Raw genomic sequence first — 14,006 nt, forward strand, 5'->3', positions numbered from 1 at the left:
TCACTTCTTCGCGTACTTGATCGAGGACGGGATCAACTCGGTACGGGCCCCGCTGGCCGCGCGGATCGCGGCGCGGCGGGCGTTGATCGGCTCGTCCTGGATCTTGGCGTGCAGCTTGAGGATCGCGTCGAGCAGCATTTCCGGCCGCGGCGGGCAGCCGGGCAGGTACATGTCGACCGGGACGATGTGGTCGACGCCCTGCACCACGGCGTAGTTGTTGAACATGCCGCCGGACGAGGCGCAGACGCCCATCGAGAGGACCCACTTGGGCTCGGCCATCTGGTCGTAGATCTGGCGAAGGACCGGGGCCATCTTCTGGGTCACCCGGCCGGCCACGATCATCAGGTCGGCCTGCCGCGGCGTCGCGGAGAACCGCTCCATGCCGAAGCGCGCGATGTCGTAGCGCGAACCGCCGACCGACATCATCTCGAACGCGCAGCAGGCGAGGCCGAAGGTGGCGGGCCACAGGGAGTTCTTGCGAGCCCAGTTGACCAGTCCCTCGAGGCTGGCCAGCAGGATGCCGTTGGGGAGTTTTTCTTCGAGGCCCATGGGTTCAGTTCCAATCCAGGCCGCCGCGCCGCCACACGTAGGCGTACGCGAACCCGACCGTCACGATGAACAGCACGATCTCCACCAGGCCGAAGACACCGAGTGCGTTGGCGTTCACCGCGAACGGGTAGAGGAACACCATCTCGATGTCGAACAGGATGAAGAGCATGGCCGTGATGTAGTAGGCCACCGGCATCCGGCCGCCGCCGACGAGCGGCTGCGGCGACGGTTCGATGCCGCACTCGTAGGCAGCGGTCTTCGCGCGGTTGTACCGCTTCGGCCCGACGAGCGGACCCAGCAGCACGGAGAACACGGCGAACCCCGCCGCGAGCACGAAGAGCAGAACGAGCGGCAGATACACGTTGAGTCCGGGCGCCGCCGGTCCGGGATCGGCCTGCGCCAGCACGGGCACCATCAGCACGGGGTCTTCGCCATCCTTTCCGCGCCGCTGCGGGTTGTTCTCGGGTGGTGGTCCGAGTTCTCGGTTGCGCACCCTAAGGGAGCTGGGTCACACCGCCGAGGGTCAGGGCGCCCTTACGGCCCGTGTCCGACCCACCACCTGCTTGTGAAATAGTTCACAAGCGACGAGTCGCGGTTGTGAAGCGATTCACAAAGCATGGGGGGAGTGTAGGACGTGAGTCACACTCTTGTCCCGAGGGGTTGCGGACTAAGGCGGCCCTAACTTGACCCGGCGGTTCTCCAGGCCCACCCCCGCCCGCACTCGCGAGACCAGCGGTAAAGGCCGATTCAAGAACCGCGCCAGCCCTCGCGGGCGACTCGATCTTGTGACGTATCACACTGACCGGCCGGACAACCCATTGCTCCAGCCGGGTAATGCTCCGGCCCCGAACGCCTGTGCCACCCCGAAACCCGGCTCCCGAACGCTCCCGCTACGCCCGGGCCCGAACGCCCCAATGTGGCGTTGGGTGCATGTCACGCACCCAATGTGGCGTTGGGTGCGTCTGACGCACCCAACGCCACATTGGGGTTTTCTGAGTAGCGCGGCGGGTGGCGAGAGGTCAGCGCGGGCTGGGAGTGACGCGGGCGAGAGCGGCGATCAGCCGGTCCACTCCGTCGCCGCCGCGGGCGTCATAACACCCGGAAAGCCCCTTGTACACCAAGGGAAGGAGCTTGTTGACCCGCAGCCCGTACTTGGTCGCCGCGTGCATGATCTTCGGCTTCCCGATCAGCTTCGCGAACACGTTCCCGAGCCGGTAGTACCCGCCCATCAGCTCGCCGACGGCCCGCGGGTAGCCCTCCAGCGCGCGTTCCCGCGACGGGCCTTCCGGCCGAGCCAGCGCCTGTACGACAGCCTCGGCCGCGAGTTGCGCCGACTCCATCGCCGCGGAAATACCCTCGCCGTTGAACGGGCTCACCATGCCACCGGCGTCGCCGAGCAGCAGCAAGCCGTTGCGGTAATGCGGCGTCCGGTTGAAGCCCATCGGCAACCCAGCCCCGCCGACCTTGCCGATCGCGTTTTCCTCGCGGTAGCCCCATTCCTCGGGCGTTCCGTCGAGCCACTGCCGCAGCAGCGCGCGGTAATCGGTGTTCCGGAAGGACGCCGACGTCGACAGCATCCCCAGCCCGACGTTGACCGTCCCGTCCCCGAGCGGGAACGCCCAGCCATATCCGGGCAGCAGCTTCGGATCACGGGGATCAGACCGGTCCCACAGCTCGAGGTGCCCCTCGATGAACGGGTCGTCGTGCTTCGGGCTCTTGTAATACCGCCGCACCGCGACCCCCATCGGCCGCTTCTCGTTCTTGTCGATCCCCACGCTCAACGCAAGCCGAGCCGACACCCCATCGCAGGCGAGCACCAACGGCGCCCGATAGCTCACGGGAGTCTTCTCCGGCCCGACCTTCGCCTCAACGCCGACAACCCGGCCGGAAGCATTGGTGATCGCCCCGGTGACCGTGGTGCGCTCGTACAGCCGCGCCCCCGCCTTGACCGCGGTCTTCGCGAGCAGGTCGTCGAAGTCGTGCCGGGTGCGGGAGACGCCGTACGGCGGGTAGTCGGTGAGATCCGGCCAGTCGAACTCCAACGTCAGGTCCCCGGTAAGGATCCGCAGACCGCGGCTGCGCACCCAGCCCGCTTCCTCGCTGGTGTCGAGGCCGAGGTCGATCAACTGCTTCACGCCGCGGGGGGTGAGGCCGTCGCCGCACACCTTCTCGCGCGGGAAGACGGTTTTCTCCAGCAGCAGCACGTCCACGCCCGCCCGGGCGAGGTAGGTGGCCACGGTCGATCCAGCCGGTCCCGCGCCGACCACGATCACTTCGGCGTCGTGGTCCGGGCTGCGGCGCGAGGTCGTCATGCCGCCGATTTTAGGCAGGCTTGCGCGCGCGGTGGATCGCGACGACGCCGAATGTGAGGTTCAGCCACTCCACCTCGGTCCATCCGGCGCTCGCGATGATCTCGCCGAGCCCGCGCTGATCAGGCCAGGCGAGCATCGATTCGGCCAGGTAGGAGTAGGCCTCGGGGTTGGTCGAGGACCGGCTGCCGACCCAGGTGAGCAGCTTGAGGATGAACCGCCGGTAGATGAACCGGATCGGAGCGAAGGTGGGCGTCGACACCTCGCAGATCACCAGCCGGCCGCCCGGTTTGACGACGCGCAGGATCTCGGCGAGCGCGCCCTTGGTGTCGACGAAGTTCCGCAGCGCGAGGGAGATGGTGACGGCGTCGAAGCTGTCGTCGGCGAACGGCAGGCACATCGCGTCCGCGGCGACCATCGGCACGTTCCGGTGCAGCCCGGCCTTGAGCATCCCGACGGAGAAGTCGGCGGCGAGGCACCAGGCCCCGCCGCGGGCGTACTCGACGGTGGAGACCCCGGTGCCCGCCGCCAGGTCGAGCACCTTCTCCCCCGGTTTGGCGTCCAGCACGCGCGCCGTGGTGGTGCGCCAGCGCCGGTCGAACCCGAACGTCATGAACGAGTTCGCCCGGTCGTAACCGGACGCGACGCCGTCGAACATCGCGGCGACTTCGTGCGGATCCTTGTCCAGGCTCGCTCGGGGCATGGGTCCGAGATTAGTCCGTCCGTGCCGCGCGGTCGCGCGGGAGCAGGACGCTGGCAGCGACCAGCCACAGCAGCCCGCCGAACCGGCCGACCGGGATCAGCGGGTACAGCGCCGGGGTCAGCAGCGAAAGCGAGGCGAGCACCGCGGCCGCGGCGACCACCAGCCCGGCGACCGACATCCAGCGCGGCATCAGGTTCAGGAACAACGCGGGCACCGCGATCCCGGCGATCAGCAACGCCAGCGGCACCACGAACCCAGGCCCGCCGGACGCGAAGGCGAGACTGGTCAACGCCCGCGCCACCGCCGGCGTCTCGCTGGCCTGCGCGGCGGTCCAGGTGACCAGCCCGCTCATCGCGAGCGCGGCCGCGGACAGCACGCCACCAGTCAGCCCGATCACCGCGCCCGGCGCCGCGACGCCGAGCCGCCGCTGTCTGCGGTAGGCCGTAGCGGCCCAGACCGCCAACGGAACCGACGCGCCGAACACCGCGAACGCGAGCAGCCGCACGACGCCCTGGTTGCCGCCGATGTACGCGGCGACCTCAGCCGCGCTGGAATCCGGCCGCGTCCCCGCCGCCCCGAGCACCGCCGACGCGACGGTCAGCAGCCCAAACGCCAGCGCCGGTGCCAGCAACGGCGGGCCGCCCTGCTGCCGAGTCATGGTCGTCATGGCAAACCTCCAGGTCAAATAGTTTCACCATAAAAACGATTACACTGGTGTAATGGATTGTCAAGCGATACGGTTCAGGGCATGCAAGGACCCCCGCAGTTCGGCAGCGCCTTCCTGCTGGCCCAACTGGGCGCACACGCGGCCCAGCGCTTCGCCGAACGCGTCGCGGGCCTGGGCCTGACGCCGCCCCAGACCGGCCTGCTCCGGGCGATCGCGCGGCGGCCCGGCGAGAGCCAGCAGGTGCTGGCCGCGGAGCTGGGCACGCCGCCGACCCGGCTGGTCGCCCTGGTCGACGGCCTGGAGCAACAGGGCCTGATCGAACGCCGCCGCAATCCGCGAGACCGCCGCCTCTACGCGGTTTTCCTCAGCGACAAAGGCCAGGAAACGATGGCCGCGCTGGCGAAAGCCGCCGCGGCACACGAAGACGAGATGATGGCGGCACTGTCCACAGAGGAACGTTCGGTGCTGCGCGACCTGCTGGCCCGAGTCGCCGCCGACCACGACCTAACCCCCGGCGTCCACCCCGGCTACCGCGGCTAGCTGTCCGCGGCCTCAGCCGAGCGCGGCCAGCATTCCCCGCACCGAGGTCGGCCACGCGAACTCCTCCGCCCGCGCCCGAGCGGCCGCCCGCCGAAGCTCCTCCGGGCTGTCCAGCAAACCGGTCACCGCGCTGGCGAACGCGGGCGCGTGATCGTCCACCGCCGCCCCGCACCCGGGTCGCACGATCTCCCGCAACGCCGACGACGCCGAAACCACCACCGGCGTACCGGAAGCGAGCGCCTCCAAGGCCGCCAGCCCGAACGTCTCGTGCGGCCCAGGAGCCAGCGAAACATCCGCACTGGCCAGCAACCGGGCCACTTCGCCCCGGCCGGCCAAGAAGCCGAGAAACGTCACCGGCAAGCCCCGAGCCCGCCGTTCCAGCGCCCGTCGCCGAGGCCCGTCGCCCGCGATCACCAAACGCACCCGAACACCGGATTCCGTCAGCTCGGCGACCGTATCCACGCTCCGCTCAACGTGTTTCTCCGGCGACAACCGCCCACAATGGACGATCAACGCGTCAGCACCACTGGCCAACACCGACCGCCAGCCGGAATCCCGCATCGACGGCGCGAACGTCGCCAGGTCCACTCCCAACGGCACCCGCCGGACGTTAGGCGCGGCGATCCGCTCGAACTCCGCGTGCGCGAAGGCCGTCGTGCAAACCACCGTGTCGTACGAGGCCGCCATCCGCCGGTTGGCGGCGTCCGCGACGTGCCGGGCCATCGCTCCGGGCAGCAAGAACTGCTCCAGCAACCGGTCCAGCCGCTCGTGCGAGATGACCATGCTGGGCACGCCGTTGCGCCGCGCCCAGACGCCCATTCCCCGCAAGGTCAGCCGGTCGGACACCTCCAGCCGGTCCGGTTCCAGCCGTCGCAGCACCGAACGGACCCGCTGCGGATCGACCGCGCGATACCCGCCGGTGCCGGGAATTCGCAAGGCAGGCAAGGAATACCGGCACACCCCGGTCGGCAGGGTTTCCACCGCGTACCGCCGCCCGGGCACGACCAGCGTCACCCGATGCCCGCTGGCGACGTACCCCGCGCCAAGGTGGTTCAGCGCGGTCCGCAGCCCGCCGGATCGTGGTCCGTAGAAGTTCGCCAGCTGGACGATGTGCATGGCTCAAGCCGCGCGCGCGACTCGGCCCTGTACTGCTTCGTAGTGCCCGACCAGCTCCCGGCACACCGCGGGCCACGTCCGGCCCAGGACCACTTTCCGCGCCTTCTCGCCCAGCCGGGCGCGCAACGCCGCGTCCCGCAGGTCGTCGACCTTGGCCACCAGCGCCGGACCGAACGACTCCCGGTCGGCGGGCAGCAGATATCCGGTCCGGCCTGGCAGGACGAGATCCTTCGGGCCGCCCGCGTCCGGCGCGAGCACCGGCAGCCCCGACGCCATCGCCTCCTGCACCGCCTGGCAGAACGTCTCGTGCGGCCCGGTGTGCACGAAAACGTCGAGGCTCGCGTACGCGACCGACAGCTCGTCGCCGTACTTCGCGCCGAGGAAAGCCGCTCCGGGCAACCGTTCCCGCAGCGCCGGCAGCTCCGGTCCGTCGCCGACGACGACCACGCGCACGCCCGGCATCCCGGCCAGCACGGTCAGCCGGTCGACCTCCTTCTCCGGCGCGAGCCGTCCGACGAACCCGACGAGCAGCTCGCCGTTCGGCGCGAGTTCCGCGCGCAGCGCCGGGTCCGCGTGCGCCGGGGAAAACCGGCTGATGTCCACGCCGCGCGCCCAGCGGTGCACGCGCGGAACGCCGTGCAGCTTCAGCTGTTCGATCGAGTCCGACGACGGCGCGAGCGTCCGGTCGGCCCGCGAGTGCAGCCGGCGCACCCAGCGCCAGGCCGCCCGCGCGCCGATGCCGAAGCCGTACGACGTGGCGAACCCGGCGATATCGGTCTGGTAGACGGCGATCGACGGCACGCGCAGCCGTCTCGCTGCGGCGAGCCCGCGCGCGCCGACCACGAACGGCGAGGCCAGGTGCACGACATCCGGGCCGAAATCGGCCAGTGCGGTCAGCACGGTGCGCGTCGGCAGGCCGATCGGCAGCGAGTTCACGCCGGGGAAGTCCAGCGCCGGAATGCGGACGACGGGCGCGCCGCGGTAACTCGCCGGGCCCGGTCCCGGCGCGACGACCAGCACGTCGTGCGCGGATTCGACCAGGTGCTCGACGACCCGCAGCACGGAATTCGTCACGCCGTTCACCTGGGGCAGGAAACTTTCGGTGACTATGGCGACTCGCACCGCGTCACTGTCGCAAAACCGCAGGCAGGGCGGGCCAATCCCGCGTAACCGACCGGCCAACGGTGGCGAAACACTCCGCAGCGTCCGCGCCCGGGCGCCGACCGTCGAAGAATTCGCCACGACATGTCATCTTCCGGTCGCGTTCCGGACACCAGGAACGCCCAGACTAAGCAGGCATGACCCTCTTGTCCTCCAGGCCGTCGCGGCCCGTGGAACCCGGGCTGCTCTCCCGAGCGCTCGAGGTCGCGGGGCGGCTGGCGAACGACGCCACCGACGTGATCACCGCGACCGCGGGCCGCGGCGCGCACCCGGCGACGCTGGATTCGCCGTTCGACTGGGTCACCGACACCGATCGGATCCTGGAACGGCACACCCGCCGCGTGCTGACCGCGGAGTTCCCCGGAATCCCGGTGGTAGGCCACGAATTCGGCGCTGACCACGGCGCGGACGTCGCGGAGTACCGCTGGGTGGTCGATTCCGTGGACGGCACCGCGAACTACGTGGCCGGAGTGCCGTGGTGCGCGTACAGCCTCGCCCTGGTCGACGCGAGCGGCCCCGTGGTGGGCGTGGTCGCGGACCCGTACCGGGCGCAGATCTACGCCGCCGCCCGCGGCCGCGGTGCCCGGGCCAATGGGAAACCGCTGAAGCTGGTCGACCGCACGGGCACCGCCGGGGCGATCGTCTGCACCGAACTGGCCCGCAAGGGACCGTGGCCGGGAATGGGCGAGTTCATCGAACGCGCGGCGGCCGCACACGCGGGAGTGCGGGTACTGGGGTCGGCCGCGTTGTCGATCGCGCAGGTCGCACTCGGGCACGCGGCCGCGGCGGTGCTGCACAGCTACCACGAATGGGACGTCGCGGGGTCGGTCGCGATGGCGATCGAGGCCGGTGCGGTGGTGCTGGACAAGCACGGCGAGGACGCGGCGTTGCCTACGGACGGATTGCTGGTTGCGGCACCTGGCGTTGCCGATGAGGTGCTTGGCTGGTGGCAGGAAACCGTCGGGACGTAGGGGGCTCGTGAGTGTTCATGCCGGTTCTAACCGGCATGAACACTCACGAGCCTCACACCTTCGCGGGCACCGGCTCCGGAGCGGCAGCGGACCGGTCCCGCTTCATCAACCGGCGCAGCCACCACAGCAGCGGGCCCGCGACCAGCCACGTGATCAGCACCGTCATGCCTACCGGCAGCAGCGTCAACGTCGCGGTCCGGCCCGCGACCCGGGTCAGCTCCGGATTGGTCGCGTCGTACTCGATCGCCACCAGCTGACCGGCGGCGAGACCCGACGGGTACAGCACGCCGGTCGCCGGGCTGTGCACGATGCCGTCCGGCGTCTGGTACTGGATGATCGTGCGGTCGAACGCCACCGATTCGACCGTCGCGTTCGCCGTGCCAAGGTGCGATTCGATCGCGCTGTCGTTGCGGAACGCGGCGAAAACCAGGCTCACGCACATCACTGTGAGCAGCACAGCTACGCCCAACACGGCGAACCACGCGATCCGCCGTGCCTTCACACTCCTGGCTGCCACACCCAGAGTTTAGTCGGGTGCGCCGACCAGCTCGGCACTCGGCAGCCAGTGCGCCCGGTACAGCACGTGCAGGTTGTACGCGTTCACCAGCAGCCGAGACGTCCAATGCAGCTGAAAACACTTGTGGTGCGGCGATTCCTCGTCCGGAGCCGCGCCTGGGGCGCCGAACGCGAGGTCGAAGAAGTCCTCGGCGGTGTGCCGGAAGACCGCCGGGCTGCCGGTCAGGAACATCGTGTTCGCGTGGTACCGGTCGAGCAGCCGGTCCCGCGTCGGCCATTCCGGCCATTCGATCGGCCGCCGATCGGCCGGGACCCGCACCGTATGCGGCCGGGGCGGGCCGAGTGCCGCGCGCAGCCGCGGCCACTGCGAAGGGCGCAGGTGGGCGGCGTGCTGGCTCAGCACGAGATCCAGCGGACGGCCGGAGAATTCCGGTTCCGCGGGAATCCGGCCGGTGCGCAGCGGCAGGTGGATGATCGTGTGCCGGGACCGCGAAGCCAGCAGCCACAGCACCCCGATCCGGTATGCCGCGCGGCGATCGACGTACATCTCCACGTGCGACATCTCCATGCCCGGAGCGATCTCGAACAACAGCGCGGTATCCAGACCGGGATCAGGGCGCAGCACCCGCCACTCCCGGCCGTCGAGCCGGGCGTGGCGGAGCTGCGCCCGCACTTTCATGGCCACCGAATCCTCCGGGAGAGAGCGGAACTCTCCAGGATCCCGCAGCCAGGCAAGCGAATTTCAGTGCCGGTCCGCCTCCGCCAGCGCGCGGTGGTTCGCCTGGATCTGGTCCCACGCCTTCGGCTTCGCCGGGACAGCGGCGAACGCACGGGCCGCGACCGTCCCGTTAGGACCGACAGCGGGCTTGCCCTTGGTGAACAACCAGGTCTGGAACAGCTCCTGCAACGGCTTGCCCGAGACCTTCTCCGCGAGTGCGATGAAGTCCGGGATCACCGCCGCCTTGCCCGCCTTCGCGACCTGCCACTGCTGGAGAATCGAGAAGAACGCCTCGTCGCCGACCGTCTTGCGCAGCGCCTGCACGGCCATCGCGCCCCGGTCGTACACCGCGCGGTCGAACTGCTTCGGCTCGCTCGGGTCGCCCGGCAGGACCTGCCAGAACGGGTCGTCGGCGGCGTAGGAGTCGTACGCGTACTGCGCGAGTTCCGCGGTCGTGCCCTCGCCTTGATGCTCTGACCACAGGTACTCGGCGTAGGAGGCGAAGCCCTCGTTCAGCCAGATGTCGCTCCACTTGCCCAGCGAAACGTTGTCGCCGAACCACTGGTGTGCGTTCTCGTGCGCGATCAGCGTGGTGTTGGCACCGGCGGCGAAGTTGCGCGCGCCGTAGGTCGGGCGGGTCTGGTTTTCCAGCGAGAAGGTGATCCCGCTGGTCACGACGCCGCCTTCGGCCTCGAACGGGTAAGGCCCGAACTGCGATGCCAGGAACTCGTCGACCTCCGGCGTCCGCTCCACGCTCGCCTTGGCCGCGTCGAGCGAGTCGCCGAGATCCGAACCGTAGGCGGTGACGAACGGCTTGCCGTCCGGCGTAGTGGACTGGACCACGTCGTACTTGCCGACGATGAACGACGTCAGGTATGTCGCCTGCGGTTTGGTGCTGCGCCAGTTCCACCGCGTCCAGCCGGCGCGCTTCTTGGTCTTGCGCACGAGCGTGCCGTTCGAGATGGCGGCGAGCCCGTCCGGAGCCTCGATCGACACGTCGTAGGTCGCTTTGTCGGTCGGGTGGTCGTTGGAGGGGAACCACCACTGCGCGCTCTGCGGCTCATCGACGCCGAGTGCGCCGAAAGCGCCCTTCTTCCAGGTGTTCAGTCCGCCGACCTTCTCCGTCGACGGGCTGTCGGAATAGCTCACGACGACCGTCGCGGACTGGCCCTTGAGCAGCGGCTGCGCCGGAGTGATCACCAGCTCGCCGTCGCCGTTCTGATTGGTGAACTGCGCGGGCCGGTTGTTCACCAGTACCTTCGACGCCTTGAGCGCGAAGTCGAGGTCGAAGCGCGACAGGTCCTGGGTCGCGGTGAGCAGGAGCGTCGTGGTGCCCGACAGAACGTCGGTCTCCGGCTGGTAGCTCACGCGGATGTCGTAGTGCTGCACGTCGGTGCCGCCGTTGCCGGCGTTCGGGTAGTAAGGGTCGCCGACGCCGGGCGCGCCCGGTGCCGGTACTGCCGAAGCGGTGCCTGCCAGCAGCACCGTCGCGACTCCAGCCGCAACCGCCCCGATTCCGGCCCGAGTTCTCGATCGCATGGTTCCTCCAAGGTGGCCAATGCGACCGAACGTATCCACGTGGGCACCGCACAGGTACGTCCGAAGGACGGGTTCTTACCCACTGGGAAGATCACCCGGATTCGGCGATCCACCACGCGATGGCGATCGGGATGCCGTACAGGATCGGGCCCGCGTAGAGCCCCGGCCACGGCCCCCAGCCGCGCCGCACGGCCAGCCCGGCCATCGCGAACGAGCCGCCGATCGCCGCGAACCAGCCGACCCACGGCAGCGAGGCGACCGCCTGCTGTCCGGCCGCGCTGCAGATCGCCCTGCTGTCCCCGGCGAAGCAGTTGTCGCTGGCCATCACCAGGAACGACGAGAAATACGAGCACACCAACCCGAGCAGGGCCAGTGCCGCCACCGCCGCGCTGAACCAGGCCCACCGGCCTCGCGGGCGCAGGTCCGCCTCGTTCACGAAATCCCCCATTTTCACCGGCCCCCGCCGGTTAAACCGTCCCCACCGCTTCCGCGACCGCCGACTTCAGCCGCGCGTGGAGATTCCGGTGCTGTGCCCGGTCAACGCGGACCTCGACCACCCGCAGGCCCGGCGCGGGCCGCAACGCGGCACGGAATTCCTCGACCGTCTCGGCCACGACGTGCGGCACCCGGTAGCCCGCGCAGAGCGCGCCCAAATCCGCGCCGTGCGGCGTGCCGAAGACGCGCTCGAAGCTCGCCGAGTGTTCCGGCGCGCCCTGCTCCAGCAGCGAGAAAATGCCGCCGCCGTCGTCGTTCAGCACCACGATCGTCAGATCCGGCAACTGCTCCGCGGGCCCGGTGAGCAGGCCGGACGCGTCGTGCAGGAACGTCAGGTCGCCGAGCAGCGCGTACGACGGCGCGCGGTGCACGGTGGCCGCGCCGATAGCCGTCGACACCGTGCCGTCGATCCCGGCGACGCCGCGGTTGCGGTGCACCAGGACGTCCGGACGCAGCCGTCCGGCCAGCGCGACATCGCGCGTCGGGTTCGAGGAGCCGACCACCAGCAGCGCGCCTTCCGGCAACGCGTCGACCAATTCCGTCGCCACCCGCACCCCGCTCGGCCACGGCTCGGCGGCCAGCGCCGTCGCGACCGCCTGGCTGGCCGCGGCGTCCGCGCGCTGCCAGCTCGCCAGCCACTCCGGGTCCGCGGGCTTCGTCGGTTCGGCGAACCACTGCCCGACCTGCCGGACGTTGTGCGCGGGCGCGGGCCAGTCCGAGTCCGGACGCACCAGCAGCACCTCGACCTCCGGGTCCGACAGCACCTTCTGGACCTGCCGGAACACCGTCGGACGGCCGAGGCACAGCACCTGCTCGGGCCGGTGTCGCGAGATGAATTCCTCGACGCCGAGCAGCCAGGCGCCGGACGACATCGCGGTCGCGCCCGACAGGCCCAGCCCGCCGGTCTCCGAAACCACCGGCCAGCCGTGCTGTTCGGCCCATTCGCTGGCCGCCTGCGCGCCGGTGTCGCACGCGATCACCAGGCCGTGCCGTGCCGACGGGACCACGAACGAGGGCAGCGCGCCGAAGTCCGGCAGCTCGGTCCAGCGTTCGCCGTCCGGACGGCCTTCGAGGGATTCGTACCACTTGCCGTCGTCGTCGAGATCCGGCACCAGCGGCTCGCGGAACGGGATGTTCAGGTGCACCGGCCCGCAGCGCCACTCGCCGTACGCGGCGTTCCACGCGCGGCAGATCTGGCTGCGCCAGTAGGAGTTCTGCCCGGCCCGGCGTTCGGCGACGGCCAGCTCGTCGAAGTAGCGGACCGCGTCGCCGTACAGCTCGTACTGGTTGATCACCTGGCTCGCGCCCGCGGAACGCAGCTCCGGCGGGCGGTCGGCGGTGAGCACGATCAGCGGCACGCCTGCCCGGTCGGCCTCCAGCACGGCCGGGTGGAAGTTCGCCGCCGCGGTGCCGGAGGTGCAGACCACCGCCGCCGGACGGCCGGTGCGCGCCGCGATGCCGAGCGCGAGGAACGCCGCGCCGCGCTCGTCGATGCGGACGTGCAGTTGCAGCCGTCCCGAAGCGGCGGCGTCGTAGAGCGCGATCGACAGCGGCGCGTTGCGAGATCCTGGACACAACACCACGTGCGACACGGTGTTGCGGACGAGTTCGTCGACGATGACCCTGGCCTGCGCGGTGGAGGGGTTCACCGGCAGACCCCCGCTTGAGCGCCGTCCGGCCGGCCCTCTCCGGCAGCGGCGTCAGGCACAGCGATCATGTCCACAGGTCCTATTCTCCCAAACGTGGATGACGCCCGAGTTTCCGAGCTGTTCGACCCCGCCGCCTGGTCCGAGGTCGAAGGGTTCTCCTTCACCGACATCACCTACCACCGTTCGCGAGACGCCCGCTCCGGCAAACGGGTGGTCCGGATCGCTTTCGACCGTCCGGAGGTCCGCAACGCCTTCCGCCCGCACACCGTCGACGAGCTCTACCGGGCGCTCGACCACGCCCGGATGAGCTCGGACGTCGGGTGCGTCCTGCTCACCGGCAACGGCCCGTCGCCGAAGGACGGCGGCTGGGCGTTCTGCTCCGGCGGTGACCAGCGTATTCGCGGACGCTCCGGGTATCAGTACGCGAGCGGGGAGACCTCGGACACGGTCGACCCGGCGCGGGCGGGCAGGCTGCACATCCTCGAGGTCCAGCGGTTGATCCGGTTCATGCCGAAACCCGTGGTCGCCGTGGTGCCGGGCTGGGCGGCGGGCGGCGGGCATTCGCTGCACGTCGTGTGCGATCTCACCCTCGCCTCGGCCGAGCACGCGCGGTTCAAGCAGACCGACGCGGACGTCGGCTCGTTCGACGCGGGCTACGGTTCGGCGGGCCTCGCCCGGCAGGTCGGGCAGAAATTCGCGCGGGAGATCTTCTTCCTCGGCCGCGACTACACCGCCGAGCAAATGCACCGGATGGGCGCGGTCAACGAGGTCGTGCCGCACGCCGAGCTGGAGCGGGTCGCGCTCGAATGGGGCTGGGCGATCGTCGGCAAGTCGCCGACCGCGCAGCGGATGCTGAAGTACGCGTTCAACGCGATCGACGACGGGCTCGTCGGACAGCAGCTGTTCGCCGGAGAAACCACCCGGCTGGCGTACATGCAGGACGAGGCCGTCGAAGGCCGCGACGCGTTCCTGGAGAAGCGCGACCCGGACTGGTCCGGCTACCCGTACTACTACTGACCTCGTGAGTGTTTATGCCGGTTCTAACCGGCATAAACACTCACGACACCCCCGCG

At 70.0% G+C, this 14,006-nt stretch carries 15 protein-coding genes; 3 read left to right on the forward strand and 12 right to left on the reverse strand.

The genetic code is table 11. The features are described from left to right. From H4281_RS08670 to H4281_RS08690, 5 genes are all read right to left on the reverse strand, one after another. Positions 1-549 carry a NuoB/complex I 20 kDa subunit family protein gene (locus H4281_RS08670; protein WP_009072052.1) on the reverse strand — a complete coding sequence of 183 codons (549 nt, stop codon included), beginning with the start codon at positions 547-549 and terminating at the stop codon, positions 1-3. A gap of 4 nt (positions 550-553) precedes the next feature. After that, on the reverse strand, positions 554-964 hold the full coding sequence (locus H4281_RS08675) for an NADH-quinone oxidoreductase subunit A (RefSeq protein WP_037818926.1): 411 nt from the start codon (positions 962-964) through the stop codon (positions 554-556). A gap of 604 nt (positions 965-1,568) precedes the next feature. After that, entirely contained in the window at positions 1,569-2,861 is a 1,293-nt protein-coding gene (locus tag H4281_RS08680; RefSeq protein WP_182890371.1) for a geranylgeranyl reductase family protein, read from the reverse strand. Positions 2,862-2,871: 10 nt separating this feature from the next. Further along, complete coding sequence (locus tag H4281_RS08685) at positions 2,872-3,561, reverse strand: demethylmenaquinone methyltransferase (RefSeq protein ID WP_182890372.1); 690 nt, start codon at positions 3,559-3,561, stop codon at positions 2,872-2,874. 10 nt (positions 3,562-3,571) lie between these two features. Further along, positions 3,572-4,228, reverse strand: coding sequence for a DUF4386 domain-containing protein (locus tag H4281_RS08690; RefSeq protein WP_182890373.1), 657 nt, complete (start codon positions 4,226-4,228; stop codon positions 3,572-3,574). Positions 4,229-4,309: 81 nt separating this feature from the next. Here H4281_RS08690 and H4281_RS08695 point away from each other — a divergent pair, with 81 nt between their 5' ends. Then, complete coding sequence (locus H4281_RS08695; RefSeq protein WP_182890374.1) at positions 4,310-4,768, forward strand: MarR family winged helix-turn-helix transcriptional regulator; 459 nt, start codon at positions 4,310-4,312, stop codon at positions 4,766-4,768. Positions 4,769-4,780: 12 nt separating this feature from the next. Here H4281_RS08695 and H4281_RS08700 read toward each other — a convergent pair whose 3' ends face one another. Together H4281_RS08700 and H4281_RS08705 are read right to left on the reverse strand one after the other, a co-directional pair. Continuing rightward, on the reverse strand, positions 4,781-5,884 hold the full coding sequence (locus H4281_RS08700; protein WP_182890375.1) for a glycosyltransferase: 1,104 nt from the start codon (positions 5,882-5,884) through the stop codon (positions 4,781-4,783). Positions 5,885-5,887: 3 nt separating this feature from the next. Continuing rightward, positions 5,888-6,958, reverse strand: a complete 1,071-nt coding sequence (locus tag H4281_RS08705; RefSeq protein WP_304504534.1) for a glycosyltransferase family 4 protein — start codon at positions 6,956-6,958, stop codon at positions 5,888-5,890. A 224-nt stretch (positions 6,959-7,182) separates the two neighbouring features. On the opposite strand from H4281_RS08705, the gene H4281_RS08710 reads away from it, so the two are divergent. Beyond that, the gene (locus tag H4281_RS08710) at positions 7,183-8,016 is read left to right on the forward strand and encodes an inositol monophosphatase family protein (RefSeq protein ID WP_116202048.1); all 834 of its coding nucleotides are present in this window, start codon (positions 7,183-7,185) and stop codon (positions 8,014-8,016) included. A gap of 52 nt (positions 8,017-8,068) precedes the next feature. Here H4281_RS08710 and H4281_RS08715 read toward each other — a convergent pair whose 3' ends face one another. From H4281_RS08715 to menD, 5 genes are all read right to left on the reverse strand, one after another. Beyond that, positions 8,069-8,458 carry a DUF3592 domain-containing protein gene (locus H4281_RS08715; protein ID WP_246411637.1) on the reverse strand — a complete coding sequence of 130 codons (390 nt, stop codon included), beginning with the start codon at positions 8,456-8,458 and terminating at the stop codon, positions 8,069-8,071. 84 nt (positions 8,459-8,542) lie between these two features. Next, positions 8,543-9,211 (reverse strand): hypothetical protein, encoded by a 669-nt coding sequence (locus H4281_RS08720; RefSeq protein WP_182890378.1) that lies wholly within the window; start codon positions 9,209-9,211, stop codon positions 8,543-8,545. Positions 9,212-9,274: 63 nt separating this feature from the next. After that, positions 9,275-10,789 carry a M1 family metallopeptidase gene (locus H4281_RS08725; RefSeq protein ID WP_182890379.1) on the reverse strand — a complete coding sequence of 505 codons (1,515 nt, stop codon included), beginning with the start codon at positions 10,787-10,789 and terminating at the stop codon, positions 9,275-9,277. A gap of 91 nt (positions 10,790-10,880) precedes the next feature. Beyond that, complete coding sequence (locus H4281_RS08730) at positions 10,881-11,225, reverse strand: hypothetical protein (protein WP_237597910.1); 345 nt, start codon at positions 11,223-11,225, stop codon at positions 10,881-10,883. A gap of 31 nt (positions 11,226-11,256) precedes the next feature. After that, positions 11,257-12,933 carry a 2-succinyl-5-enolpyruvyl-6-hydroxy-3-cyclohexene-1-carboxylic-acid synthase gene (menD, locus tag H4281_RS08735; protein ID WP_182890381.1) on the reverse strand — a complete coding sequence of 559 codons (1,677 nt, stop codon included), beginning with the start codon at positions 12,931-12,933 and terminating at the stop codon, positions 11,257-11,259. A gap of 93 nt (positions 12,934-13,026) precedes the next feature. On the opposite strand from menD, the gene H4281_RS08740 reads away from it, so the two are divergent. After that, positions 13,027-13,950 carry a 1,4-dihydroxy-2-naphthoyl-CoA synthase gene (locus H4281_RS08740; protein WP_182890382.1) on the forward strand — a complete coding sequence of 308 codons (924 nt, stop codon included), beginning with the start codon at positions 13,027-13,029 and terminating at the stop codon, positions 13,948-13,950. Positions 13,951-14,006 lie beyond the last annotated feature (56 nt).

The organism is Amycolatopsis dendrobii (assembly GCF_014145675.1).
GTDB classification, from domain to species: Bacteria; Actinomycetota; Actinomycetes; order Mycobacteriales; family Pseudonocardiaceae; genus Amycolatopsis; species Amycolatopsis dendrobii.

Excerpts from the sequence above, each read along its gene's own strand:
- H4281_RS08670 (WP_009072052.1), bottom strand. The coding sequence starts at position 549 with ATGGGCCTCGAAGAAAAACTCCCCAACGGCATCCTGCTGGCCAGCCTC.
- H4281_RS08675 (WP_037818926.1), bottom strand. The coding sequence starts at position 964 with ATGGTGCCCGTGCTGGCGCAGGCCGATCCCGGACCGGCGGCGCCCGGA.
- H4281_RS08680 (WP_182890371.1), bottom strand. The coding sequence starts at position 2,861 with ATGACGACCTCGCGCCGCAGCCCGGACCACGACGCCGAAGTGATCGTG.
- H4281_RS08685 (WP_182890372.1), bottom strand. The coding sequence starts at position 3,561 with ATGCCCCGAGCGAGCCTGGACAAGGATCCGCACGAAGTCGCCGCGATG.
- H4281_RS08690 (WP_182890373.1), bottom strand. The coding sequence starts at position 4,228 with ATGACGACCATGACTCGGCAGCAGGGCGGCCCGCCGTTGCTGGCACCG.
- H4281_RS08695 (WP_182890374.1), top strand. The coding sequence starts at position 4,310 with ATGCAAGGACCCCCGCAGTTCGGCAGCGCCTTCCTGCTGGCCCAACTG.
- H4281_RS08700 (WP_182890375.1), bottom strand. The coding sequence starts at position 5,884 with ATGCACATCGTCCAGCTGGCGAACTTCTACGGACCACGATCCGGCGGG.
- H4281_RS08710 (WP_116202048.1), top strand. The coding sequence starts at position 7,183 with ATGACCCTCTTGTCCTCCAGGCCGTCGCGGCCCGTGGAACCCGGGCTG.
- H4281_RS08715 (WP_246411637.1), bottom strand. The coding sequence starts at position 8,458 with ATGTGCGTGAGCCTGGTTTTCGCCGCGTTCCGCAACGACAGCGCGATC.
- H4281_RS08720 (WP_182890378.1), bottom strand. The coding sequence starts at position 9,211 with ATGAAAGTGCGGGCGCAGCTCCGCCACGCCCGGCTCGACGGCCGGGAG.
- H4281_RS08725 (WP_182890379.1), bottom strand. The coding sequence starts at position 10,789 with ATGCGATCGAGAACTCGGGCCGGAATCGGGGCGGTTGCGGCTGGAGTC.